Annotated in this window: 22 protein-coding genes and 3 riboswitches; of the genes, 16 read left to right on the plus strand and 6 right to left on the minus strand. The window is 44.5% G+C overall.

Features of this window, described 5'->3' with window-relative positions; all coding sequences use genetic code 11:
* Window positions 1-22: 22 nt before the first annotated feature.
* A riboswitch (purine riboswitch) is annotated at window positions 23-124 on the minus strand.
* A gap of 140 nt (window positions 125-264) precedes the next feature.
* Window positions 265-445, plus strand: a riboswitch (cobalamin riboswitch).
* A 137-nt stretch (window positions 446-582) separates the two neighbouring features.
* Window positions 583-1,053 (plus strand): acyl-CoA thioesterase, encoded by a 471-nt coding sequence (locus J0K78_RS18755; protein WP_206948436.1) that lies wholly within the window; start codon window positions 583-585, stop codon window positions 1,051-1,053.
* A gap of 393 nt (window positions 1,054-1,446) precedes the next feature.
* On the opposite strand, the gene J0K78_RS18760 is transcribed toward J0K78_RS18755, so the two are convergent.
* Window positions 1,447-2,298: a dimethylarginine dimethylaminohydrolase family protein gene (locus J0K78_RS18760; RefSeq protein WP_206948437.1), complete on the minus strand. Its 852-nt coding sequence runs from the start codon at window positions 2,296-2,298 to the stop codon at window positions 1,447-1,449.
* Window positions 2,299-2,431: 133 nt separating this feature from the next.
* Here J0K78_RS18760 and J0K78_RS18765 point away from each other — a divergent pair, with 133 nt between their 5' ends.
* From J0K78_RS18765 to J0K78_RS18780, 4 genes are all read left to right on the plus strand, one after another.
* Window positions 2,432-2,638 carry a helix-turn-helix transcriptional regulator gene (locus J0K78_RS18765; protein ID WP_206948438.1) on the plus strand — a complete coding sequence of 69 codons (207 nt, stop codon included), beginning with the start codon at window positions 2,432-2,434 and terminating at the stop codon, window positions 2,636-2,638.
* 2 nt (window positions 2,639-2,640) lie between these two features.
* Window positions 2,641-3,015: a permease gene (locus J0K78_RS18770; RefSeq protein WP_206948439.1), complete on the plus strand. Its 375-nt coding sequence runs from the start codon at window positions 2,641-2,643 to the stop codon at window positions 3,013-3,015.
* Between the two features lie 18 nt (window positions 3,016-3,033).
* Window positions 3,034-3,171 carry a hypothetical protein gene (locus J0K78_RS18775; protein ID WP_206948440.1) on the plus strand — a complete coding sequence of 46 codons (138 nt, stop codon included), beginning with the start codon at window positions 3,034-3,036 and terminating at the stop codon, window positions 3,169-3,171.
* Between the two features lie 242 nt (window positions 3,172-3,413).
* Window positions 3,414-4,580 (plus strand): acyl-CoA dehydrogenase family protein, encoded by a 1,167-nt coding sequence (locus tag J0K78_RS18780; protein WP_206948441.1) that lies wholly within the window; start codon window positions 3,414-3,416, stop codon window positions 4,578-4,580.
* 39 nt (window positions 4,581-4,619) lie between these two features.
* Here the strand turns inward: J0K78_RS18780 and J0K78_RS18785 are convergent, their stop codons facing one another.
* Both J0K78_RS18785 and J0K78_RS18790 read right to left on the minus strand, forming a co-directional pair.
* On the minus strand, window positions 4,620-5,141 hold the full coding sequence (locus tag J0K78_RS18785; RefSeq protein ID WP_206948442.1) for a type 1 glutamine amidotransferase domain-containing protein: 522 nt from the start codon (window positions 5,139-5,141) through the stop codon (window positions 4,620-4,622).
* A 44-nt stretch (window positions 5,142-5,185) separates the two neighbouring features.
* The gene (locus J0K78_RS18790; protein WP_206948443.1) at window positions 5,186-5,572 is read right to left on the minus strand and encodes a DoxX family protein; all 387 of its coding nucleotides are present in this window, start codon (window positions 5,570-5,572) and stop codon (window positions 5,186-5,188) included.
* Window positions 5,573-5,816: 244 nt separating this feature from the next.
* On the opposite strand from J0K78_RS18790, the gene J0K78_RS18795 reads away from it, so the two are divergent.
* The gene (locus J0K78_RS18795; protein WP_206948444.1) at window positions 5,817-6,719 is read left to right on the plus strand and encodes a DUF1002 domain-containing protein; all 903 of its coding nucleotides are present in this window, start codon (window positions 5,817-5,819) and stop codon (window positions 6,717-6,719) included.
* A 53-nt stretch (window positions 6,720-6,772) separates the two neighbouring features.
* Here the strand turns inward: J0K78_RS18795 and J0K78_RS18800 are convergent, their stop codons facing one another.
* Window positions 6,773-7,351 carry an SCO family protein gene (locus tag J0K78_RS18800; protein WP_206948445.1) on the minus strand — a complete coding sequence of 193 codons (579 nt, stop codon included), beginning with the start codon at window positions 7,349-7,351 and terminating at the stop codon, window positions 6,773-6,775.
* Between the two features lie 155 nt (window positions 7,352-7,506).
* Between J0K78_RS18800 and J0K78_RS18805 the strand changes: the two genes are divergently transcribed.
* Window positions 7,507-8,271: an alpha/beta fold hydrolase gene (locus tag J0K78_RS18805; RefSeq protein WP_206948446.1), complete on the plus strand. Its 765-nt coding sequence runs from the start codon at window positions 7,507-7,509 to the stop codon at window positions 8,269-8,271.
* Window positions 8,272-8,304: 33 nt separating this feature from the next.
* On the opposite strand, the gene J0K78_RS18810 is transcribed toward J0K78_RS18805, so the two are convergent.
* Both J0K78_RS18810 and J0K78_RS18815 read right to left on the minus strand, forming a co-directional pair.
* Window positions 8,305-9,747 carry a hypothetical protein gene (locus tag J0K78_RS18810; protein ID WP_206948447.1) on the minus strand — a complete coding sequence of 481 codons (1,443 nt, stop codon included), beginning with the start codon at window positions 9,745-9,747 and terminating at the stop codon, window positions 8,305-8,307.
* A 697-nt stretch (window positions 9,748-10,444) separates the two neighbouring features.
* A complete protein-coding gene (locus tag J0K78_RS18815; protein WP_160916631.1) occupies window positions 10,445-10,615 on the minus strand; it encodes a hypothetical protein in 171 nt (56 codons plus the stop codon).
* Between the two features lie 113 nt (window positions 10,616-10,728).
* Between J0K78_RS18815 and J0K78_RS18820 the strand changes: the two genes are divergently transcribed.
* The 9 genes from J0K78_RS18820 to J0K78_RS18860 all read left to right on the plus strand — a co-directional run bounded on the left by J0K78_RS18820 (window position 10,729) and on the right by J0K78_RS18860 (window position 23,067).
* The gene (locus J0K78_RS18820; RefSeq protein WP_206948448.1) at window positions 10,729-12,873 is read left to right on the plus strand and encodes a bifunctional diguanylate cyclase/phosphodiesterase; all 2,145 of its coding nucleotides are present in this window, start codon (window positions 10,729-10,731) and stop codon (window positions 12,871-12,873) included.
* Window positions 12,874-13,180: 307 nt separating this feature from the next.
* Window positions 13,181-13,780 carry an NUDIX hydrolase gene (locus J0K78_RS18825; protein WP_206948449.1) on the plus strand — a complete coding sequence of 200 codons (600 nt, stop codon included), beginning with the start codon at window positions 13,181-13,183 and terminating at the stop codon, window positions 13,778-13,780.
* 59 nt (window positions 13,781-13,839) lie between these two features.
* Window positions 13,840-14,985 (plus strand): trans-sulfuration enzyme family protein, encoded by a 1,146-nt coding sequence (locus tag J0K78_RS18830; RefSeq protein ID WP_206948450.1) that lies wholly within the window; start codon window positions 13,840-13,842, stop codon window positions 14,983-14,985.
* A gap of 72 nt (window positions 14,986-15,057) precedes the next feature.
* Window positions 15,058-15,168: riboswitch (SAM riboswitch) on the plus strand.
* Window positions 15,169-15,306: 138 nt separating this feature from the next.
* The gene (locus J0K78_RS18835) at window positions 15,307-17,085 is read left to right on the plus strand and encodes a PLP-dependent aspartate aminotransferase family protein (protein ID WP_206948451.1); all 1,779 of its coding nucleotides are present in this window, start codon (window positions 15,307-15,309) and stop codon (window positions 17,083-17,085) included.
* Window positions 17,086-17,111: 26 nt separating this feature from the next.
* On the plus strand, window positions 17,112-18,095 hold the full coding sequence (locus tag J0K78_RS18840; protein WP_206948452.1) for an aliphatic sulfonate ABC transporter substrate-binding protein: 984 nt from the start codon (window positions 17,112-17,114) through the stop codon (window positions 18,093-18,095).
* Window positions 18,096-18,113: 18 nt separating this feature from the next.
* Window positions 18,114-18,950 (plus strand): ABC transporter permease, encoded by an 837-nt coding sequence (locus tag J0K78_RS18845; protein ID WP_206948453.1) that lies wholly within the window; start codon window positions 18,114-18,116, stop codon window positions 18,948-18,950.
* Window positions 18,951-18,962: 12 nt separating this feature from the next.
* The gene (locus J0K78_RS18850; protein WP_206948454.1) at window positions 18,963-19,676 is read left to right on the plus strand and encodes an ABC transporter ATP-binding protein; all 714 of its coding nucleotides are present in this window, start codon (window positions 18,963-18,965) and stop codon (window positions 19,674-19,676) included.
* Window positions 19,677-19,691: 15 nt separating this feature from the next.
* Window positions 19,692-21,377 (plus strand): acetate--CoA ligase, encoded by a 1,686-nt coding sequence (gene acsA, locus J0K78_RS18855; protein WP_206948455.1) that lies wholly within the window; start codon window positions 19,692-19,694, stop codon window positions 21,375-21,377.
* Window positions 21,378-21,828: 451 nt separating this feature from the next.
* On the plus strand, window positions 21,829-23,067 hold the full coding sequence (locus tag J0K78_RS18860) for a dicarboxylate/amino acid:cation symporter (protein ID WP_160916616.1): 1,239 nt from the start codon (window positions 21,829-21,831) through the stop codon (window positions 23,065-23,067).
* Window positions 23,068-23,170: the final 103 nt, after the last annotated feature.

Raw genomic sequence — 23,170 nt, forward strand, 5'->3', positions numbered from 1 at the left:
AACCGTGGACAGGAAAGTCCCGGTGTCATGTGCTGCTTTTCATAGTCGGTTCATTTACGGTAAACCGGTAGAAACTTGCAGGCCATATCCCCGCGATTATATGAAAACTAATATTCGAATGATATAGATAGTATATCAGTTTATTGTTCGTAATCAACCCCTTATATGGAAAAACATTATCAAAAAACTATGGTTTTGTTCGTGTTGACATGAGTGGTTGTTTTAGGAGATAGTGGATGGGAAGAGAGTCTCTCTTTTCCATTGAAAAGTTGATCGCCTTATGGTGGCTTCGTCATAGAAGCTGAAAAGGGAAGTTTGGTGAAAAGCCAGCGCGGTCCCGCCACTGTAATGGGGAGGTGCATAGATGACCCACTATTCTATAAATGGGAAGGGCTATGTGCTGATGAACCTGAGCCAGGAGACCTGCCATGAGGAAGGACATGAATTCCTACGGGAGATAGGAGGATGTTACGTGTATTGGATGAAACAAGAGTTTTTTACCGTTCCATGAATAAAAGGAAGTATGCCTTTGTATTCTCTCCCTAAGCGGGGAGATCGATTTTAAAAAGGAGGAACCTATTCATGGAACCTATACCCGCTCATTATTCTAAAATGACTCAAACAAGACTAGTGCTGCCACCAGATACAAATCATCTGGACACCATATTCGGAGGGAAAGTCCTTTCATACATTGACGAAATTGCGGCTCTAACCGCTATGAAGCATTCAAACTGTGTGGTTGTCACCGCTTCCATCGACTCTGTGGATTTTTTATCTTCTGCTAAAGTAGGAGATGCATTGACGTTGGAAGCTTGTGTGACGAGCACGGGCCGTACATCCATGGAAGTGTATGTGAAAGTCTTTGCTGATGATTTACTGCAAGGCCAAAAAGTGATGACCACAGAATCATTTTTAACGATGGTTGCTGTGGATGCCGAAGGGAAACCGACACCCGTCCCGCCGATTATACCTGAGACCGAGGAAGACAAACGGTTGTATGAAACTGCTCCATCCAGAAGGAAACACCGAAAAAACAGACCTGTCCTTAGATGACAGGTAAGGTTGAGATATGGAAGAATGAAGTTCGTAGACACCTCCTTTCTTTAGGTGGTGTCTTATTTTATCACTTATGTACTTTTAAAGTGGGGGGACTAAAGAAAGGGCGTTAAAAGTCATAGAATTTCTTGGACGATTATTTATGTTTTATACAATTTTTGCGCTTTCCATTGGGGTAGCTGTATGGTTCACTCGTCGACCCGTATTTGATCAAAGGTGGGATTTTACGGTTTTTTTAACTGTTTATACTTTTATATCTTCTATCAACTATGTATTTATTGATCTTTATCCTTCCTTTGTAAGAACGCTTTTTCTCACAGGAGTGAAGTTACTGATCTATTCTTAAGGTCTTATAAAAAAGCAGCCCGTCCTAAAAGAAACGGGCTGCTTTTATATACGCTTTATAGGCAGGGTGCAACATCGGAACGAACCTCCGGACTTAATGATTTCTGAAAGATCGACAGGAATCACCTCAACCCCGTTTTCCTTTAATTGTGTATTAAGGCGTTCGTTTTGAGGGAGACTGATCACTTTCCGATCTCCAATGGAAAGAACGTTCGGACCCATGGTGAATTGTTCACTCCCGGTCACTTCAATGACGTTGTATCTTGCAGAGATGACTTTCAAGCTTTTATTTGTAAAGGCAGGGGGATACAGGATAACCGTAGATTCATCCATGATGTTGAAAACGCAGTCCAGATGAAGGATGTCTCCTCTCAGTGGGATAGGGATTACCTGCAGGTCAGGGAGACGAAATTGGAGCTCACGAATCGCTTTAGCAGATGTCCTTTTTGTTTCACCTACCCATACGGTGGACCCGTCTACAACAATATCACCGCCTTCAATCGATGAAGGAAGTCCCTCTTCTACCTCGATGTCATTTTCTCCCGCCCAGTTGCGAAGCACATCTGTTTCTTCTTTCCTGACCTTTTCACTCATAGAGCTGATAAACAGTCGGTGATGAATGGTAAAACCGATGTCTCTTGTAAACACCTGTTCATGCAGATCCGGCTGAATTGGAAGCTGTATGACTTCAACCTGATGGTTTTCTAAAACCTGCACAAAATGCTTATGTTGCTGAAGAGCTGTTGTGACGTTTATGTTCTGGTTTTGGTAATGTTTTTGTGTCTCATTGATGATATCCGTAATTTTCATATAAGAAGGTTTGGCGACTACGACTTTTTTCAGCGTCGAATACTCGGTGTCACATTGTACACTGTTTTCCGAAGCGATTCCGACCATGTGAGATCCTCCTTTTATTCATATCCCCTTATTTCCCCGGAGGGTAGAGAATAAAACAATAAAAATTCAAATGTAAAGCAACCTTTACGTAAAGGTTGCTTTACTATAAACTGGAATTAATTGGAGGGGTGATATGAAGAACCGAATAACAGAGTTTAGAAAAAAGCAAAGGTTATCACAGGACAAATTAGCCGAGAAGCTACAGGTATCTCGGCAGACGATTATATCGATTGAGAAGGACAGGTATTCTCCTTCACTGCCGCTTGCGTTTGAATTAGCACGTGTGTTTGGTGTGCGGATTGAAGATTTATTTATTTATGAAACAGAGGAGGGGGAATGAAGATGGATTATACTCCTGGCGCATTTAAGGTGATCGGTGCTTTATTTTTACTCATGGGAGGTTTTTTGATTGTCGTAGGTACGATAGGTGGCGAATGGCCGGCTATGATCTGGACGATGGTTTCTTTAGGGGTTTTATCTTTCAGTATGAGCTACTTATACCCTCAGTTCAAACAGAAGGATGAACGCATGAAATGGATCAGGCATAAGGCTGTATTCTATTCTTTCTTCGTTATGATGGGTGTTATGGCTGTCTTACACTTTTTGCTTGCTCTGCAAGTGATCACGTTAAGCGCACTTGATTTACTTAGTGTCCTGTTAGCGTTAAACATTGTGATTGTATTTCTAACGATGGTCATGTTATCAAGACGATATTGAAAGAAAGGAGGAACTCCAATGGAATGGTTTTTTTCGGTTATTTTTCTTATTAGTTTTGCATTCATTTACTTATCGATTAAAAAAATCGTAAAAGTGACTCCCTCAACAGGAGAGAGGAATGATGAACAGATTGTTTTACTAATGGTTATTTTCTAGTTTCCATGTACCTGTCTATAAAAAACAATCCTATTTCGACATTTCCCGGGAAATGTCGTGGGAATTTTAATATATCGTTGATAGTGGACAACATTTACATAAGAAGAGCCATCTGCTGATACAGAATGATTTTTTGTACATAGGGTATGTTGTAAGGGAGAGAATCAGACAAGCGTGGCATTGGCTTTATCCCGAGTTGTCAGGTATGATTTAGTTATAATATAGAACCGGGAGTGGTAGGTTTGGCAGGTGTATGGAAACGTTGGATAAGAAATGATCGACAGCAGGAATTGTTTGTAATAGCGGATCGGATCGCAGCAGAAGCGCGCAAACATATTTCATATACGGATCGTGAAGCATCTTTTTCCTATGAGACGCTGAAAGTCATCAAAGATGAGAAATACCCAGCGATGTCTTTACCAAAGTCTGAAGGTGGAGAAGGGTTATCTTTATATGAATTCCTTCTGATGCAGGAAAAAATAGCAGAAGGTGATGGAGCCGTCGCCTTGTCGATCGGATGGCATATGGGAATTATGATGGAACTGTCTCAAGAACAATTGTGGGACGAAGAGTCGTACGATCGTCTTGTGAAGGAAGTTGTTTCCGAGCAAAAAGTGGTGAACAGAGCGGCAACAGAACCGGCAACCGGAAGTCCGACGCGGGGAGGCATCCCGGAAACCAAAGCGGTTCGTCGTGAAGACCAGTACATTTTGAATGGAAGAAAATCGTTCACTTCCATGGCTGAGCATTTGGATTATTACATTGTATCTGCCTATGTAGAAGACAAGGATGCCGTTGGCTGGTTTTTAATTGACCGTCATCAGCCAGGGTTATCTGTTGATAAAACCTGGGATACCCTCGGAATGAGAGGGACGGCGAGTGATGATCTTGTAATGGAGGATGTCGAGCTTCAGGAAACCGATCTTGTTGAATTGAAAAGTGGAGGCAAACCATCGGCGAAAGGGTGGTTACTGCACATTCCCGCATGTTATCTGGGAATTGCCGTAGCCGCTCGAAACGATGCGATTGCGTTTGCCAAAGAATTTCAGCCAAATAGTCTCGATACGCCGATTTCTGAAGTGGCTCACATCCAGGATAAAATAGGGGAAATCGAGTGGAAGTTGCTGCAAGCCCATTCTTTCTTATATTCAGCTGCGAGAAAATGGGATGAAGAGCCGGAACAACGTGATCAGATGGGAGCAGAACTTGCTGCTGTAAAGCTGGCGGTGACAAACACGGCTAATGAAGTCGTCGACCTGGCGATGAGAATTGCTGGAGGCCGGGGTTTATCTAAAACCTATGCTTTTGAAAAATATTACCGTGATGTACGTGCGGGATTGCATAACCCACCGATGGATGATGCGGTTGTATCGATGCTCGCTAAGCAAGCCATCAAGGGAGATGACTAAAAAAACCAGAGCTGAAAAAGCTCTGGTTTTTGTCTATGATTAATCAGCAAGTAAGTCTGCGAACGCTTTGGCGTATGGAGGCAGATCAGGCGGACGACGGGCAGAAACAATATGTTCGTCCTGGACGACCGCTTCGTCGAACCACTCTGCACCGGCATTCATCATGTCATCCTTAATTCCCGGTGTGCTTGTCACTTTTCTGCCATTTAGGATATTAGCAGATATAAGCACCCAGCCTGCATGACAGATTTGACCGATTGGTTTGCGTTCATTGTCCATGTGTTGAACCATTTCAATGACTTTAACATAACGGCGGAGTTTATCTGGAGACCATCCCCCTGGAACGAGAATGCCGTCATAGTCGGCTGGATTAATGTCCTCGAATGCATAATCCGCTGTTGCCGGAACCCCGTACTTACCCGGGTGTTCTTCACCTGCTTTTTCACCGACGAGGTGGACGGTTGCTCCTTCCTCTTGGAGGCGAAGCACCGGGTACCATAGTTCAAGATCTTCAAAATCTTTACTGACCAGTTGGATGATTTTCTTTCCTTTTAATCGCATATACAACCTCCTTGTCCTTTCACTTTCCCCATTTTATCAGATGGTTACACTTCTTTCGAATCTTTGGAAACGGCGAGCACCCACCAAATAAGCAAAGGTTGAAAGAGAAGACGGATCCATAAAGCCGTTTGGTTTGTTTCTTCGCTCCATGGAGCAGGAATCCCATAAATGGCAGCATAGAAGTTAGCCGGCCAGACGATGAATAAAAAAGCAGCCGTTGCAAATCCTGCCGCTCTCCGTGTTTGAGGGAAGACAAGCAGAAGAGCAAGGAGCCACTCTGTAATCCCTGTTACATATACAATGATTAATTTAAGCGGCACCCAGGAAGGGAGCATTCGGGCAAAGCCGTGGTCATACATGAAATGGGTGATTCCTGCGTAAAACAGAGCGATAGCGAATACATAAAGTCCAATTTGGCGTGCAATTTTCATAACAACGTCCATCCTTTCTTTCAATGATCTATCTTTTGGTAATTGCCTGAGAAACTTCGCACTGGGAATAAGTCTTTTTATTAACTCAGAGCTTATAATATAGAAAATGTGGGGTGAGTTTGAAACTTTTTCTGCCCCTCGTACGTCTATTATGACAACCCGTGCATCTATGTTCGGGTATAATAGATGGGAGGTTCCGCATAACGTAAGGGGGAATCTACCATTTTCACAAGGGGTCGAGAACATGAAAACACGTGTCAGTTTATGGATGTTAATCGTCGTTTTGTTTACATCGTTTGTTTTGCCTTCAAGCGTTTCCGCTTCGACAGGCGACCAGGGCATCAATGAAAAGTTAGGCCTGCCGATTGTCGTTTATGGAGAAGCCTTATCTGAAGCCCAGAAAACTGAAGTGTCTGAGCTGCTTGAAGTCAACAAGCATGACCAGGTCGATGAGTTTACGGTCAACGGTCAGGATCTTGCTAATTATATCGGGGGCAATCCCAATTCGAATATGTACTCATCTGTCAAAATCATTCATCAGGACAATGCTGAAGGTTTGAATATTGAAATTGTAACACCAGATAACATAACACAGGTAACGAAAGAAATGTACACAAACGCATTGCTGACTGCGGGTGTGGAGAATGCGGATGTGCTGGTGGCTTCCTCTGTCAAAGTCAGTGGGCACTCTGCACTTACAGGCATCTATAAAGCTTACGACGCTAAAGGTGTGAAGCTTGATGAAGACCGGATGAAAGTCGCGAGTGATGAGCTTGATATTGCAACAGATATCGCAGAGGAGGAAGGCGTCGACCGGGATGAAATCAGTAAACTTCTGACCGAAATTAAAAAACAGATTGCGGAGCAGGACCCCGCGACAAGGGAAGAAGTGGAGCAGATCGTCCAAGATCAGCTGCAGTCTCTGAACATTGAACTGAGTGAAGAAGATCGTCAACGTTTGATCGATTTGTTTGAGCAGATGCGCCATTTGAATATCGACTTCGATCAAGTTCAAAACCAGTTGGAAGATTTGACGGGAAGCATACAGGATCTAATTAACGATGATGGGTTTTGGAACAGCTTGCGGAATGCTGTGCAGAATTTCTTTAAATCCTTAAGTAGCTTTATCAATTCCCTTTTCAATTAGTGATGCTTTTTTCAAAAGAACCTCCCACTCCTTTTCTGGAGGGGAGGTTCTTTTTAGTCAGCGATGGTTTTGGTATCTTCAACAATTTGTTCAAACGGGACTTCTGTGTTTCCTTTATATTTTTTCACGACCATTCCTTCTTCGTTAATCAGGTAGAAGGCTGTTCCATGAATGACCTGATCGTTCCCTTCCGTTTTAACTGCAGAAGTTTTGAAGCTCTCTTGAGCGAATTTAGAAATTTCTTCCTGTGTGTATTCGGTAATAAACGACCAGTTGCTATGATCCACCCCGTACTTCTTGCCAAACTCTTTTAATACTTCAGGAGAATCCACTGTCGGATCTACACTGAAGGACACAATTTCAGCATCGACACCTTCCTCTTTTAACTGCTCTTGAACTTTTACCATGTTACGGGTCATGGGCGGGCAGACCGTATTGCAGTTCGTAAAGATGAAATTAGCGAGCCAAACTTCTCCTTCCATATCATCGGTGGAAAAGCTTTCCCCTTCTTGGGTCGTTCCTTCAAAAGATTGGACTTCCCAATCCAGCGTATCCTCAAGTTCATTCGATCCGCAGGCGGCTAAGAAGACGACTACTCCTGCGAATAAGCTAAGTAATAGAAAACGTTTCATTTGGTTTCCCCTTCCGGACATTATGATACAAGTCTAGTTTACGCCTGCATTAAAGCAAGGTCAATCGAACCTTAATATATTCGGTAAATGGACATAATTTCAGTCCCTGGGGGAATGATAAGGTTCCATGAATATCGGATAGGGGATGAAAATCCATGCCTTATTTTACGGAAAAATCCGGGGCACAATTATTTTATGATGATCGGGGAAATGGGGAAGCAATCGTTTTTCTCCACCCACCAGGGATGGGGAGAAAAGTATTCAAAATGCAGCACTCCCTCGCCAGAGAGTTTCGTGTCATTTTTCCTGATCTCAGTGGAAACGGAGATTCGGAAGTGATCTCGCATGCTCCTGATGTCTCCATGTACGCAAGGGAGGTTGTCCAGCTCATTGATCATTTGAACCTGGATCGAATTGTGGTCGTCGGCTATTCTTGCGGAGGGATGATTGCCCAGGAATTCGCACTCACTTTTCCTGAACGTACGAAAGCAGTCATTCTTGCGGGCGGTTTCCCGAAGGTAGCCACAGGGGGACTTCGGTTTGAGTTTTTAGGAGGAATGTACTGGGTGGATAAAAGCCCTGAAACACTTGCCAAATTGCTCAGTCACTCTCACTTCAAAGATGCGGATATTAAACGTGAACTGAATGAACATATGGCAAAATCCGATCCGGAATGTTGGTACACTTATTACAACCGTGCTCTTTCGTTTGATTGCAGCGGGCGGTTAGAAAGACTGACTCAACCTTTGTTGCTGGTGTATGGAAATAAAGAGTTCTGGATTAATGAACATTCTAAATACTATAGTGTTTGTCCTCATGTGAAAATGGAAGTCATTGAACATGCCTATCATCAGACTCCCGCTACCCATTATGACCGTTTCAATGACGCATTGATCCGTTTTGTATATGAAGAAATATAAAAAAGCAGAGGGATGCTTATCCTCTGCTTTTTCCTATTTGTCCAAATCGAAGGTATAGCCCAATTTGTGAGCGTACACCATCTTATTCACAGTAACGGTGATTTCCTCAGCGTTCCTTAAGGCGGGAGACTGGAAGTGGATGTCTCCTCTATTATCGTGCCCCCAAATATTAGCCTCTGTCGTTTCGCCTTCATTCGTAACGACTTCTATAAATTTCTCTCGTTCTTCCTCGAGGCTGTTCATCGGGGCGAGTTGAGCACCGACTAATTTTTCTTCTTGATCCGCTTCATGGGGTTCATACTTGAGTTGAAGGTTCATATTGGTTCCGGAAAATGAATCGACCTGTTCAAGGATGATATCTGTATTGTGAGCTTCACCCACTTTTTCATTTAACACGACAGATTCGTTTGAATGGTCTTTAAACTGAGTCATATCAACGGTGAACGAATAAGGTGTATCATCATGAATTTGAAGAGACCCAAGTTCAAGGCTCACCGCCTCTGTAAGTGGTTCTGATGGCGGTTGGAACCAGGCCTCATACACATTTTCTTCTTCCGTCTCGTTTAGATAAAGCCTGAGAGGGTGTTCGGACTCTTCCTCTGTTTTTATTAAGGCATGCACGGACTGACCGATTTCTTTCCCTTCTGCCTTTATCTTCATTTTTACGTAGCTTGAGGCAACGCCGATATTGACGGATGTAGGTTCCACTGTGACCAGGTCATCAGTGTACACCTCGTCTGTTGTATAACTTTGGAGCACATGTCCATCCTTGTCATGGAAATAACGGACTGGCATTCCTTTCGTTTCAATTGTACGGTGATTGATCCGCAGACTGAAGGAAGTTAAAAATTCCTGATCATAATCCTTTATATCATGGGGATCAAAATTGTACCCCCATTTCTCCGTAATGGGAGGAAGCTGTAAGAGCCCGTACACTCTGTTTTCAAACACAATCGTATCCCTGGGGTGGAGGGGTTGCGAATGCTGCTGGAACGATTGTTGATCGCTCCCATTCATGGACTCAATGTTTATACCTTCTACAGATGGCGGCTGAACGAGGTACTTGGTTTCTTCATCGTCGCTATCTTTTCTGGTTAATGCAGAAAGGTCGATGCTGTACAATACATGGATGGTCGGGCCGCTGTGCCAGACCTCGTTGATTTGCATCCGTCCATCTTTATCAGGAATTGGAGTGGACTCCTGGGGGCGGACCGTTAATCCCTTTTCGCGGGCTAATGACAAACCGCGAATACGTTCCTCATAAAAATCATTGACTTGTTCATATGTATCGACCTCACGCCACTGAAGAGGGAATTCTTCAAGATCCACCGCTTTCGCTTTTCTCATCGGTGATGAATCTGTTTTTAGAGCTAACTTATCTTCACTGCTGTCCGTGAAGAAATAGGCCCCTATGGCTAAAACAATCATAGAAGCCGTGATTAAGATCCACTTGCTCTTATTGGTGCCTTTCTTCATATGTAAATAACCCTCTCTTTTGGTTTGTTTCTTAATTCCATCCTTAATTCTCCGTCCTTTTTCGCATAAGCTCCCGTTTGTGGAATATTCAATTTCGAGATGTTCCTGGGTTCGTTGCCTGGGTTGAGCGTCGGGGGTGGCTGGGAAGCAACTCGCTTTCCTGTGGGGGAGTGGCGAGCTTCCTCGGGCTACGCCCTGTGGGATCTCGCCGATCTCCTTTCTCCCACGGGAGTCTCGCAGCTTCCCAACCACCCCATCTCATGTAAGGTGAAACGAACCCCTGTACGGAGAATTAGAGCTCCTGCTCTTCCTCTCCTAAGAAGGCATAAAGCCATTTCTATCATGCTTTTAAGGTCTGAATACTCACTTGGGGAGTTAATATTATCCACTTACCATAATTTCATATAAGCTGATTTTTCAAGAAGTGGTTTCGAGAATCTTCCTGGTAAGTGGGTGGAGGGGAATAGCGAGACTCCCGCGGAAAGCGAGTCATTCCCCGCAGCCCCATCCACTCATAAAACACCTCGAAACTGAGTCTTCCACAATCCTGCCATATTCTTTAATAACGCATCTATAATCACAGCATTCTGGAGATTTTTGTGAAAAATATGGGCGTTCCACTCATATGATAACAGAATTTTCGGTCATTACGGGTTTATGGAACAAAAAAAGTGATCTCGTTAACGAGATCACTTTTTTAATCTTCATCATCGGAATAATGATGATAGAGAGCTTCGCTTTCAGAATGGACTTCAGTATCATCCGTTTGATGGGAAAAAGATTGGTTGTAGCTCAACTTACGATTGAACACTTGCGCCATTTCATTTGACTGCTCAACAGTCCCTCGTCTTTGTTTCTTCTGCTTCATAGATACTTCCTCCTTTTTAGGTAGTTTTCCTCGTGAAAAAAGGATTAAACTTTAGTTCTAATTTTCCGATATTTAGGAAGAGGGGAATAAATTTTTTGGAGTAGGTGAACGGAATGGCTCGGATAATAGATCATCCCTGGGATACACTTAAGCAGCTTTCCATCCCTATATGGTTCTTTGATATTGAAAAAGAGAACATCTATGTGAGTGAAAGATTGAAAGATCAATGGAACCTGGATTCAACCATCTTGAATAAGCAGGGGTTAATGCGGTTCATACATAAGGATGATGTAGCCTATCTAGATCATCATGCGATGACGAAAGAGAATCGTCATTTTTTTTATATGAATTATCGTTTGTTGAATAATGGGACGTACGAATGGATGAAGGACATTGTCACGCCTTTTTTTGATGAGAATGGAGCCATCATTGGTTATACAGGTACGGGGGCCCCTGATTCTGCTTATATTGAAGAATTGGGCCGGATAAAAAAAGCGATTGTAGAGATCGGTGATGCATTCCTTTCCTACAATGGACAAGACTTTTTTGATTTCCTCGTGGAGTATTTATCCGCTGTTCTTGGAGTGAAAACCGTGCTGGTTGGAGAATTGACAGGAGAAGCTAAAAATGAAGTGACAGCTATTTCCTTATCTCACAAAGGAGAGATTAGTTCCGGGCTTCATTATGCGGTAAAAGATACACCTTTTGAGCAAATCATGAGGACTCATGAATGTTATTACCCTAAAGATGTAGGGAGACTGTTCCCAGGAGATATCCTGATTAGGGATTACGGAGTGGAGAGTTATCTGGGGAAAGCGTTGCTTAACTCAGATGGAGACGTGATCGGGATCCTTGCGATCATGGATAATCAGACGCAAACGAGCGGTCCATTGAGCAAGGCTCTTTTTCAAATTTTTGCTGATCGGACAGCGAATGAGCTATCCCGAATGCAGGCGGAGAAAAAGCTTGAGATGTTGTCTCAGTACGACCCTTTGACAGGACTCATAACGCGCACTTATCTGTCCGGGATTCTTGGAGATGAAATTCAGTCCATGGATGAAAAAGAGAACAATATTGCTCTCTTACTCATCGACATTGACAATTTTAAAATGATCAATGACTCATGGGGGCACGCCAAAGGCGATGAGCTGCTTCGTCAGTTCTCCCGTTATTTGAGACAGACATTCGCTCAGCACGATGCAGTGATTTCGCGAATCAGCAGTGATGAATTTGTCGTCCTTCTCAAACATGTACAGACCCTCGAAGAGCTAAAGGAAGTCAGTGACCACGTCATCCATTCGATGAGACGCCCCTTTCTTATTGGTGAAAAAGAATTCTACAATACGGTGAGTATCGGTGTCACGTTCACCAAGGCCCGTATCCGAGGTCATTACAGTGGAGAAACTCTATTACGCCATGCGGATGCCGCGATGCACAAAGCAAAGAGAAATGGGAAAAACCGCTATGCGGTTTATGAAGAAAAGATGAGTGAGCAGATGAGAGAAGAGCTCCATTTGAAGCAGTCCCTTCATCATGCTCTTGATAAAAGCCAGTTTGAGCTTCATTATCAACCACAAGTTTGTGGGAGAACATCAAGGGTGACCGGGTATGAATCACTCATCCGCTGGAACCATCCGGATTACGGGTTGTTATCTCCTCATTATTTCATTAGTCTGGCTGAAGAATCAGGGATGATTATAGAAATCGGGGAATGGGTGTTGCAAGAAGCTTGTCTACAAACAAGGAGATGGCAGGTCGAAGATCGAAGACCGGATTTGAAAATATCGGTGAATTTGTCTGCACAGCAATTTAAAGACCTGAACCTTCCAGGAAAAGTGCTCCATGCTCTTAAAGTCTCCGGGCTTCCACCTCAAAGTCTGATTCTTGAAATTACAGAAACCATGGTCCTGCAAGATTTTGACCGAAGCATAGACACGTTAAACGGTTTGAGGGAAAAAGGAATTCAAGTCCATTTGGATGACTTCGGTGTCGGGTTTTCTTCCCTTAGTTACTTGAATCGCCTGCCTGTGGATGCGATCAAAATCGATCGGTCGTTCATCAATCAAATCAGTGAACGGGGAAAAGACGTGCCAATCGTCAATGCCATCATCAGTATGGCGAAAAGTCTGGGGCTGCAAGTCATTGCTGAAGGTGTGGAAACGAGTGAGCATATTGCATACTTAAAACAAAAAGGATGCTATGAATACCAAGGCTATTACTTCAGTAAACCTGTACCGGCAAGTCTTGTAAACAACTAAAAAGGGGCAAGGATGTTCTTTATGTACTTGCATCCTGTCTTTTTGTTATTCTTTGGTGGAGTCACCTGCTTTCTTGTCGTAAGAAAGGAAAAGGGAAAATATAAGAGTTGAAGTGATTGCCACCCCGATCATTCTTGAGATTCTGCCCTTTATCGGATTCCTTAACGGGGTTACTCAAGGGTTTTAATATCAGTAATAATTCCTTAGGATTGATTCAGGCTCAGGGTGTCACGCTCTGAGCTATTTTCTTTTTGAGTGGTTTTGGGAGGGGGAGTGTTGGAGGGCAGGCAGATTGGAGGAAATACGTATGGCAGAAATGTTGACGATTTTTGATGAAAACGGACGTCCGATTGGAATAAAAGAAAGGGAAAAAGTACATAGGGACGGTGATTGGCATGAAACCTTCCATTGCTGGATGTTCCATAAGGAAGGTGAAACGATCCATGTATTGCTTCAACAAAGAGCGGATCACAAGAAGAATTTCCCGAGTTTATATGATATTACCGCTGCGGGGCATATAGAAGCGGGAGAGGGGGTGCTGGTGGCGGGTGTCCGGGAAATCGAGGAGGAAGTAGGTTTGATGGTAGAACCTGGCGATTTAGTTCATCAAGGAAATTTTAAGGAAGAGCTGAAGGAAGGTGGGCTCATAGACCGGGAGATTTGCCGCATTCACCTCTTCCCTTGGACAGATGACAGGACCTTTACCATTGGAGAAGAGGTGCAGGACATCGTCTCCGTTCCACTGGACGATTTGGAAGGTTTGAAGGATACACGCCAAATCGTGAAGGTGGTCTCTATTCTTAGTGGTGAGGAAAAAGAAGTGACGCGTAAGAATATTGTCCCTCATGAAAAAGGGTATGAACGGTACATCTTTCATGCGATCAGGGAATATGTCGCAAAACTTTGACAATATTCAAGCTTATTCTATATAATTTCTGATTAAGCGATAGAGAGAGGAGACGAACGATGACGAATACATCATTTGATACGAGGATCGTGCACCATAAAGCGGATCAACGTCTTGTCCCGAATAGCAAGAATACCCCGATTTACCAGACGTCCGCCTTTACTTTCAAAGATTTGGATCATTTGGAAAGTTATTATGAGGGAGACAGCCCTTATCTATATACAAGAGAGAGGAATCCTAATACAGATGAACTGGCAGGAACCATTGCGGAACTGGAAGAAGCACCAGCTGGAGTGGCATCTTCATCTGGAATGTCAGCCATTCTTGCCGGCATTCTCGCGGTTGCCAAACCTGGGGATCATATCGTTGCAGCAGAAGATGTTTATGGAGGTTCACACAAGTTGATCACCAAAGAACTGCCTGCGTTCGGCATCGATGTAACGATGGTTTCTTTTTCAAATTTAGACGACGTTTCAGAAGCGATGACGGATCAAACGAAGCTTCTCTATACGGAATCGATTTCAAATCCTTTTTTGCGTGTGGAAGATTTAGAAGGATTAGTCAACCTTGCTCGTCGAAAGAATGTGAAAACGATGGTTGATAATACGTTCGCCACCCCGTACTTATTGCAGCCGTACACGCATGGCGTCGATCTTGTCGTCCATAGTGGGACGAAATATATTGGTGGTCACAGTGATGTGACATGCGGAGTGCTGGTCGGGAATGAGGATTTGGTTCAGGCCGCTACCCAGAAGATTGTCACATTTGGAGCGAATCTAAGCCCGTTCGAAGCATGGCTCACTCAACGCGGAGCCAAAACTTTAGGTCTTAGAATGAAGAAGCAATCATACAATGCAAAACAGGTAGCAACCGCCCTGAATGACCATGTCGCGGTCCGGACCGTCTATTATCCTGATAAGGTATCGGAAAAAGGAAACGGAGCCATTGTGACCATCGAACTTAATGATTCGATTGACATAGAGGCATTCTTCCGGTCACTTGGATGGGTGAAGATTGCTCCTACGCTGGCGGGAGTAGAAACGACTGTTTCTTATCCTGTCCGTACATCTCACCGTGCGTTATCGAACGCTGAACGAGAGAAAATCGGTATCAATGATTATGTGATTCGTCTTTCCATCGGAATTGAAGATCATGAAGATATTATCGATCAGCTGAGAAGGGCAATAGAAGCTTCAGAAAATTAAATTTTTAAAATGATTGACTTTTCTGATTCTTATCCGTTATAATTCACAACATAATCAATCAACTGCATACATCTCTTATCAAGAGAGGCTGAGGGAATAGGCCCTGTGAAGCCCGGCAACCTTCAAACAACGGTTTGAAAAGGTGCCAAGTCCTACAGATCAGATTGATCTGGCAGATAAGAGGAGGAACCGAAATGACAAACCCTCTTCTTATTTGGAAGAGGGTTTTTTGCTGTTCGGAGAGAGATCCAGGCCCTTTATGCATGCTTAAAACCAACTATTTTTATAAGAATAGAAAACTTTTTTGGGGAGGAAACAATCATGACAAATTCATTTGAAAGCTATGATGTAGATACGATTTCTTTACACGGAGGACAATCACCAGATCCAACGACGGGATCTCGGGCGGTGCCGATTTATCAAACGACTTCTTATGTTTTCCATGACACAGAACATGCGCAGAGCCTATTTGCCCTTGATGAGCCTGGAAACATCTATTCCCGGATCGGAAACCCGACCGTTGATGTTTTCGAAAAAAGGATGGCCCTCTTGGAAGGTGGGGTCGCTTCTGTTGCGACGGCTTCCGGGATGTCAGCCATTGCCTTATCCATACTGAATATCGCAGGATCTGGAGATGAAGTGGTTGCCGCGGCAAACCTGTATGGCGGCACCTATAATTTATTCGCCAATACTTTACCGCGATATGGCATTAAAGTTCACTTTGTTGATCCGGAGGAACCGGAAAATTTCCGCAAAGCGATTACAGAGCGAACGAAAGCGGTCTTCGCTGAAACCATTGGTAATCCAAGTCTTCATGTGCTGGATATTGAAAAGGTAGCTTCAGTCGCTCATGATCATGGCCTTCCGCTTTTGATTGATAATACATTCGCCACCCCTTATACATGCCGGCCGATTGAATACGGGGCCGATATTGTCATCCATTCCGCAACGAAATGGATCGGCGGCCACGGAACGGCCATTGGAGGAGTTGTCGTAGACGGGGGACAGTTCGATTGGGACAACGGCAAGTATCCCGTTTTCACAGAGCCTGATGATAGTTATAACGGGATCGTCTATACCGCCGATTTCGGAACGCTTGCTTATATCACGAAATTGCGTGTCCAGCTGCTTCGTGACTTTGGTTCTTGTTTGAGTCCTCAGAATGCCTTCTTGTTATTGCAAGGTTTGGAGACACTGCATTTGCGTGTCGCCCGGCATGGAGACAATGCCCAGGAAATCGCAGAATACTTACAAGGTCATCCCGATGTGGAATGGGTGTCGTATCCAGGCCTGCCCTCGCATCCGGCTCATGAGTTGGCCACTCGATATCTTGAAGGAGGATATGGTTCTATCGTTAACTTTGGCATTAAAGGCGGACGGGAAGCCGGGAGACAAGTGATCAACAACATTTCACTCTGGTCACATGTAGCAAACGTCGGAGATGCGAAATCGTTAATTATCCATCCCGCTTCCACGACTCATCAGCAGTTATCCGTCGAAGATCTAGCTGCAAGTGGAGTGACAGAGGAATTGATCCGCTTATCCATAGGGCTTGAATCGAGCAAAGATTTAATCAACGATCTTGATCGTGCCATTGCTAAAGCGACCGGAAGGGAAACGGAACAAACGGCGATTACTGAAAATGACGAAGGTGTCATCAAATGGGCCTTGAGCTCCTCCAAAACCCAGGAAGATGGAGAAACGCGTCCCAAACGTTTGGCGGTTGTCGGATTGAGTGGAAAGCCTTCACGTCCGAGTCATCGCCTAGCTAGAAAAATGCAGAGGATGGGATACCAAATCGTCCCTGTAAATCCACGGGAAACAGAAGTCCTTGGTGAGAAAGCCTATCCTGATCTGAGATCGATTCCATTTAAAGTTGATGTTGTGCAAGTGTTTCGCAGTCCTGAAGCAGCCATTGAAATTGCTAAAGAAGCGGCAGATATCAGGCCGGATGTCTTTTGGCTCCAGGAAGGTGTCATCTCACCGAAGGCGGCCCAGATTGCAAGTGAAGCAGGACTTGAAGTCGTTCATAACCGGTGTACGTATAAAGAGGCCCAGCGTTTACGGGGAACCATTGATACGTATGCCTGTGAAATCTAAAAATATATCATAGAGGAGCGTGTAAGATGGGATTTAAGAAAACATTCATGACGATAGGGTTACTTGCAGCCGTGGGTTTGGTGGGTTGTTCCGGAGATGCAGAAGGGGAGAGTAGCTCACCAGACAAAGTGACGCTCGATTATGCCTATTACTCTCCCACGAGTCTTGTATTGAAAGAGCAGGGATTTGCCGAAGAAGTCTTTAAAGATGAAGGGGTCGAAGTGGAATGGGTCCTCAGTCAGGGAAGTAACAAAGCTCTTGAATTCCTGAATTCCAGCAGTATTGATTTCGGTTCGACCGCAGGTGCAGCGGCTCTGATGGCAAAAGCGAACAATGCTCCTGTCGAATCCATTTATCTATATTCCAAGCCCGAATGGACAGCACTCGTTACGAACCCTGATTCCGGAATATCTTCTGTGGAAGATTTGAAAGGGAAGAAGGTGGCGGCAACGCTCGGAACGGATCCTTACATTTTCTTAGTCCGCGCACTTAAGGATCACGGGCTTTCTACGAATGACATTGAGCTTGTGAACCTGCAGCACCCTGAAGGAGCAACGGCACTGGCTAATGGAAATGTTGATGCATGGGCAGGGCTCGACCCTCATATGGCCCGGAATGAATTGGAGGGCGGCGCTGAACTTTTCTACCGTAAGCCGGAGTTCAATACTTACGGAACATTAAACGTTCGCTCGGATTATGCCAAGGAGCATCCCGAAATCGTCAAACAGGTCATTGAAGCTTATGAAAAAGCAAGAAAATGGACGATTGAAAATCCAGGCAAAGCAGCAGAGATCCTTGCTGAAGAAGCGGGATTGGATTTGGAAGTCGCGAAGAAGAGTCTGGAAAGGAATGATTTATCGAATCCTGTACCAGGGAATGCGTTGACAGAAACCGTTCTTGGAGCAGGCTATGTGCTACAGGAAGAAGAAGTCATCAAGTCAGATGTGGATATTGAAAAAATCACTGAGGAACTCATCAATCCAACCTACGCCGAAGAAGTGATTGAATAAAAGGAGGGAGCGCGTTTTATGTCCAGTCGAACAGAAACGACCGTCCGTCCGGTTTCCAGGGTGAAGAATATGCGTTTTCTAATGAAAGGAAACATCTACGGTTCATGGCTGGGCCTGATCCTGCCCGCTTTCCTTATTCTTTTGTGGGAGTATGCTTCAAGAGCAGGATGGGTGGCCCCTCATTTGCTCCCCTCTCCAACGACCGTGGTCGAGGAAATGGCGGCCATGGCTCAGGGGGGAGAGCTTTTAGGTCATATCACCGTCACTCTCTACCGTGTTTTTGCTGGATTTCTCGCGGGGGCTTTGGTTGCTGTGCTTCTCGGAGCAGCGACGGGTTATGTGAAAGTGATTCATCAGTTGCTTGATCCGACGTTGCAGGCACTCAGGGCCATCCCGTCCCTGGCCTGGGTTCCGTTATTCGTTTTGTGGATCGGCATTGGAGAAGCTTCCAAAATTACCCTCGTGGCTGTAGGTGTTTTCTTTCCCGTGTATTTGAACCTGACTGCAGGTATTCAGGGGATTGATCGTAAGTTGATTGAGGTAGGCAGGATTTATCATTTCACGAGTTTTCAGCAAATCAAAAAAATCATTCTGCCAGCTGCCCTGCCTTCTTTTCTCGTCGGCTTAAGAAGCGGGCTGAGTCTCGGGTGGATGTTCGTGGTCGCGGCTGAACTGCTTGGCGCAAGCCAGGGTCTTGGTTATTTAATGGTGTACGGACAGAACACATCCGCCCCCTCTCTCGTAATTGGGAGCATCATTCTGTTTGCCATCTTCGGAAAAATCACCGATGAAATATTGAAGAGAATTCAGTCGAAGTCCCTGAAATGGCAGGACAACTTGGAGAATGCGTCATAAAGGAGGGTGTCTATGTTAGCCGTTGATCATGTATCGCGTATATTCCAAAACGGGAAAGCAGGATTCAAAAATATTCATCTGCAGTTACAGAGAGGAGAGGTTGTCGGTGTCCTCGGAACGAGCGGTTGTGGCAAAAGTACCCTGCTGCGTGTCCTCTCGGGCCTGGATCCGCAATATGAAGGGAGCATTCGTACGGAAGCGGAACGTCCGGAAGAAGCTTTCGGAATGATGTTTCAGGAACCAAGGCTTATGCCTTGGTTAACCGTGTTAGATAATGTGACGTTCGGTTTTTCTAAGAAGGAAAAGAGATCCCATGCCTTGGAATTGATTGAAACGGTAGGATTGCAAGGGTTTGAGGAACATTTCCCTAAAGACCTTTCAGGTGGTATGGCTCAACGCACAGCGATTGCCAGATCTCTGCTCAGTCAACCGGATATCTTGCTTCTCGACGAGCCGTTCAGTGCCCTTGATGCCTTTACAAAAATGCAACTGCAAGACTTACTTTTGTCAATATGGGAAAAGCGCCAAACGACCACACTGCTCGTCACCCACGACATAGATGAGGCCCTCTACTTATGTGACCGAATTGTAATCATGCGCGGGCAGCCGGGACAGATCGAGTCTGAAATATTCATCAACCGGCCGAAACCTCGTAAAAGAGGAGATGCGCATCTTGGGGAGTTGAAAGAAGAAGTATTGAAAGAATTGGATTTCACAAAATCATAAGGAGGACCATGGATCATGGGAGCAGCGATCATTCCACCGCAGTCAGCAGGTCATAACATTGAGACAGAGTGGCTTGAAGGTGAGACTTTTGACTGGAACACTGTAAACGCGCGTTTCACATGGAATACCACAGGTAAAGTAAATATGGCTTATGAATGTATTGATAGACACGTGGATGAAGGGAACGGGGAACGGATCGCGTTACATTACCTGTCAGACGAAGAGGAATTCACCTACACCTTCTCTGAGTTGAAAAGGGAAGTGAATCGATGGGCCAATGTCCTCCTTCGTTATGGTGTGAAAAAAGGGGATTTCGTTTTCGTTTTTTTACCGAAACATCCTTATTGTCATATCGCTATGTTTGCAGCCATCAAGGTTGGTGCGGTGGTTGGTCCACTATTTGAGGCTTTTATGGAAGAAGCAGTTAAGAACCGCATCAATGATTGTGAAGGGAAATATTTAATTACAGAGGATTCCTTCCTGGATCGTGTGAACAGGGAAGAGATGCCGAGTCTGTCAACGGTATTTACTACAGATAAAACAGATGGAGCAATTCCCTCCATTACAAGCGAAGCGGAGAAAGCCAGCAACGAACTGGATACGGTGTGGGTAGACCTGGAGGACGGACTCAACATTCATTACACAAGTGGATCGACCGGCAAACCAAAAGGAATTATCCATGCTCATCGAAATATGATTCAACAGTTTCAGACGGGTCGTTGGGTTTTGGACCTGAAAGAAGAGGATGTGTACTGGTGTACGGCACACCCTGGATGGGTGACGGGTACGGTCTATGGAGTCTTTGCTCCTTTGTTGAATGGGGTATCTACAGTCATCCATGGCGGACGTTTTTCAGCAAAAGCGTGGTATGAAGTTTTGGAGAAAGCGAAAGTTTCTGTATGGTACAGTGCTCCCACTGCCTTCCGAATGCTGAAAGGACAGTCGGAAGGCATACACGCCGACTATGATCTCTCTTCTTTACGCCACATTCTAAGTGTCGGAGAACCACTCAACCCGGAAGTCATTCACTGGGCCTACCAAACGTGGGGATTGAGAATTCATGATACGTGGTGGATGACAGAGACAGGAGCTCAGTTAATTGCCAACCTTCCTACACGACCGATCAAACCCGGGTCCATGGGAAAACCGATTCCTGGTATAGAGGTTGAGATCCTTAATGAAGAAGGACAGTCCCTCCCCCCGCAGGAGACGGGACATCTGGCTATTCGTTCTACCTGGCCATCCATCATGAAAGAAGTGTGGAAGAACCCGGACAAATTCGCTTCCTACTTTCCATTTGGTGAAGACTGGTATTTGGCCGGCGATCTAGCTTACGTGGACGAGGAAGGCTACGTTTTCTTTCAGGGAAGAAGTGACGATATGATTAATTCTTCTGGAGAGCGTATCGGTCCTTTTGAAGTGGAGAGTAAATTGCTGGAACACCCGGCTGTACGGGAGTCAGGTGTGATCGGAAAGCCTGATCCACTCCGGGGAGAAATTGTGAAAGCGTTCATTGTTGTTCGTGATGGTTACAAGCACAGTGAAGGATTAATGGAAGATCTCAGGCGTTTTGTGAAAACGGAGCTCGCGGGACATTGCGCTCCAAGAGAAATTGAATTTATCGATGAGCTTCCAAAAACTCAGATTAGCGGGAAAGTTTTACGGAGGGATTTAAAAAAGCGTGATAAAGTGAATTCTTGATAAAGAACGGCTGTCACACAGACGGCCGTTTTTTTATGCAGACGGATAAAATTATATGCACGGAAAGAGGGGAATTCATGAATATGTGATAAATTCTAAACATTCTCATAATATAAAAAGAACTATGGATCCCGCGGTTTCATTGACCATTTAAAGTTATGCAGCATCATTTGGTAGATAGTTGTATAAGAAACTACCAGCAAATTCTATTCAATTTTCAATTATTCTATGTTATGATTTATAAAGCACATTTACACCCGCGTTGGTTGCAACCATCTATGTCGAGCCTGAAACACATTCTTCAAGGCTCTAAAGTAACAAAACCCATACTATAAGTAAGTCTTTTTTTAATGTTTTCTGACATGGCTAGGACCATGTCGCCTTTGAAATTTTTCACTTTTTAAACAAAATAATAAGTAAGCGTTTTCATAATGTTGTAGGAGGTAACTTCATGAAACTAACAACCAAGATTTTTATAGGTTTGATTCTTGGTGCGATTGTAGGCCTGGGTCTTCATTTAGCTGCACCGGATCTGTTCAGTACGTTAGATGCTTATGTTTTTGGTCCTTTAGGTACGGTATTTTTAAATCTTATTAAAATGCTCGTTGTACCGATCGTGTTCTTCTCTATTACTCTGGGTACCGCTTCTCTTGGCGATCCTAAGAAATTAGGTAGAATTGGTGGGAAGACCATTGCGTTCTTCCTTGTTACAACGACGATTGCGATCAGTATCGCGATCTCCCTTGCTTATCTTTTCCAACCGGGAAGTGTGGATATCAACCCAGCTGGTGCAGAGTATGAAGCGCAGGAAGCACCTGGTGTCGTTGAAACATTTACAAACATTATCCCGACGAACCCGATTCAGGCCATGACAGAAGGAAACATGCTACAAATTATTGCCTTCGCCATCTTCATCGGTTTCGCGCTAGCGATGCTTGGTAAGAAAACAGAAGGGATTTACAAGCTTGTCGAACAGGGAAATGAAATCATGATGTTCCTTGTAAACCTAATCATGCGCTTTGCTCCTTATGGTGCATTTGGTCTCCTTGCTTCGGCAATTGGAACAATGGGAATTGACGGCATGAAAGGGATGGCTATGTACATGTTCGTCGTCATCTTAGGATTGGTCATTCACGCAATCGTCACGTACGGTTCCGCTGTCGCTTTCCTTGGTAAGATGAATCCAATCAAGTTCGCTAAGGGTTTCTTCCCTGCGATGACCGTTGGTTTCAGTACATCAAGCAGTAGTTCAACACTACCGATATCCATGAAGACAGCTCAGGAAAATCTGAATGTACCGAAGCCTGTCAGTAGTTTCGTCCAGCCTTTGGGTGCAACCATCAACATGGATGGTACAGCCATCATGCAGGGTGTAGCGACCATTTTCATCGCTCAAGTCTACGGTTCTGATCTTTCCTTTGCGCAGTTGGTTATGGTCGTCCTAACAGCGGTTCTTGCGAGTATCGGTACCGCAGGGGTTCCGGGTGTAGGCCTGATCATGCTTGCGATGGTTCTTAACCAAGTATCTCTGCCAGTCGAAGGAATTGCGCTGATCATCGGTATCGACCGCCTGCTTGATATGTTACGTACATCCTTGAACATCACTGGTGATGCTGCATGTGCCGTCGTAGTCGCTGAATCTGAACGAAAATATGGCATCGATGAAGATGCCAAACGTATGGAAGCATAAAGCATAATAAACAAGAGTGCAACCTTTTTGGTTGCACTTTTTTTATTTTATTTAAAATGAAGTCTCCCAATCACCCATTTCCTTATATAAGTTACTAAACTAA

This window comes from Halobacillus sp. GSS1, from assembly GCF_017307035.1.
In the GTDB taxonomy this organism is placed as follows: Bacteria; Bacillota; Bacilli; order Bacillales; family Halobacillaceae; genus Halobacillus; species Halobacillus litoralis.

What these genes read in the sequence shown, in the direction of transcription:
- J0K78_RS18760 (WP_206948437.1), bottom strand. Translation starts at nt 2,298, where the DNA reads ATGGTCGGAATCGCTTCGGAAAACAGTGTACAATGTGACACCGAGTAT.
- J0K78_RS18845 (WP_206948453.1), top strand. Translation starts at nt 18,114, where the DNA reads ATGTCCAGTCGAACAGAAACGACCGTCCGTCCGGTTTCCAGGGTGAAG.
- J0K78_RS18765 (WP_206948438.1), top strand. Translation starts at nt 2,432, where the DNA reads ATGAAGAACCGAATAACAGAGTTTAGAAAAAAGCAAAGGTTATCACAG.
- J0K78_RS18815 (WP_160916631.1), bottom strand. Translation starts at nt 10,615, where the DNA reads ATGAAGCAGAAGAAACAAAGACGAGGGACTGTTGAGCAGTCAAATGAA.
- J0K78_RS18825 (WP_206948449.1), top strand. Translation starts at nt 13,181, where the DNA reads ATGGCAGAAATGTTGACGATTTTTGATGAAAACGGACGTCCGATTGGA.
- J0K78_RS18830 (WP_206948450.1), top strand. Translation starts at nt 13,840, where the DNA reads ATGACGAATACATCATTTGATACGAGGATCGTGCACCATAAAGCGGAT.
- J0K78_RS18835 (WP_206948451.1), top strand. Translation starts at nt 15,307, where the DNA reads ATGACAAATTCATTTGAAAGCTATGATGTAGATACGATTTCTTTACAC.
- J0K78_RS18785 (WP_206948442.1), bottom strand. Translation starts at nt 5,141, where the DNA reads ATGCGATTAAAAGGAAAGAAAATCATCCAACTGGTCAGTAAAGATTTT.
- J0K78_RS18860 (WP_160916616.1), top strand. Translation starts at nt 21,829, where the DNA reads ATGAAACTAACAACCAAGATTTTTATAGGTTTGATTCTTGGTGCGATT.
- acsA (WP_206948455.1), top strand. Translation starts at nt 19,692, where the DNA reads ATGGGAGCAGCGATCATTCCACCGCAGTCAGCAGGTCATAACATTGAG.
- J0K78_RS18805 (WP_206948446.1), top strand. Translation starts at nt 7,507, where the DNA reads ATGCCTTATTTTACGGAAAAATCCGGGGCACAATTATTTTATGATGAT.
- J0K78_RS18770 (WP_206948439.1), top strand. Translation starts at nt 2,641, where the DNA reads ATGGATTATACTCCTGGCGCATTTAAGGTGATCGGTGCTTTATTTTTA.
- J0K78_RS18800 (WP_206948445.1), bottom strand. Translation starts at nt 7,351, where the DNA reads ATGAAACGTTTTCTATTACTTAGCTTATTCGCAGGAGTAGTCGTCTTC.
- J0K78_RS18795 (WP_206948444.1), top strand. Translation starts at nt 5,817, where the DNA reads ATGAAAACACGTGTCAGTTTATGGATGTTAATCGTCGTTTTGTTTACA.
- J0K78_RS18775 (WP_206948440.1), top strand. Translation starts at nt 3,034, where the DNA reads ATGGAATGGTTTTTTTCGGTTATTTTTCTTATTAGTTTTGCATTCATT.
- J0K78_RS18755 (WP_206948436.1), top strand. Translation starts at nt 583, where the DNA reads ATGGAACCTATACCCGCTCATTATTCTAAAATGACTCAAACAAGACTA.
- J0K78_RS18790 (WP_206948443.1), bottom strand. Translation starts at nt 5,572, where the DNA reads ATGAAAATTGCACGCCAAATTGGACTTTATGTATTCGCTATCGCTCTG.
- J0K78_RS18850 (WP_206948454.1), top strand. Translation starts at nt 18,963, where the DNA reads ATGTTAGCCGTTGATCATGTATCGCGTATATTCCAAAACGGGAAAGCA.
- J0K78_RS18810 (WP_206948447.1), bottom strand. Translation starts at nt 9,747, where the DNA reads ATGAAGAAAGGCACCAATAAGAGCAAGTGGATCTTAATCACGGCTTCT.
- J0K78_RS18840 (WP_206948452.1), top strand. Translation starts at nt 17,112, where the DNA reads ATGGGATTTAAGAAAACATTCATGACGATAGGGTTACTTGCAGCCGTG.
- J0K78_RS18820 (WP_206948448.1), top strand. Translation starts at nt 10,729, where the DNA reads ATGGCTCGGATAATAGATCATCCCTGGGATACACTTAAGCAGCTTTCC.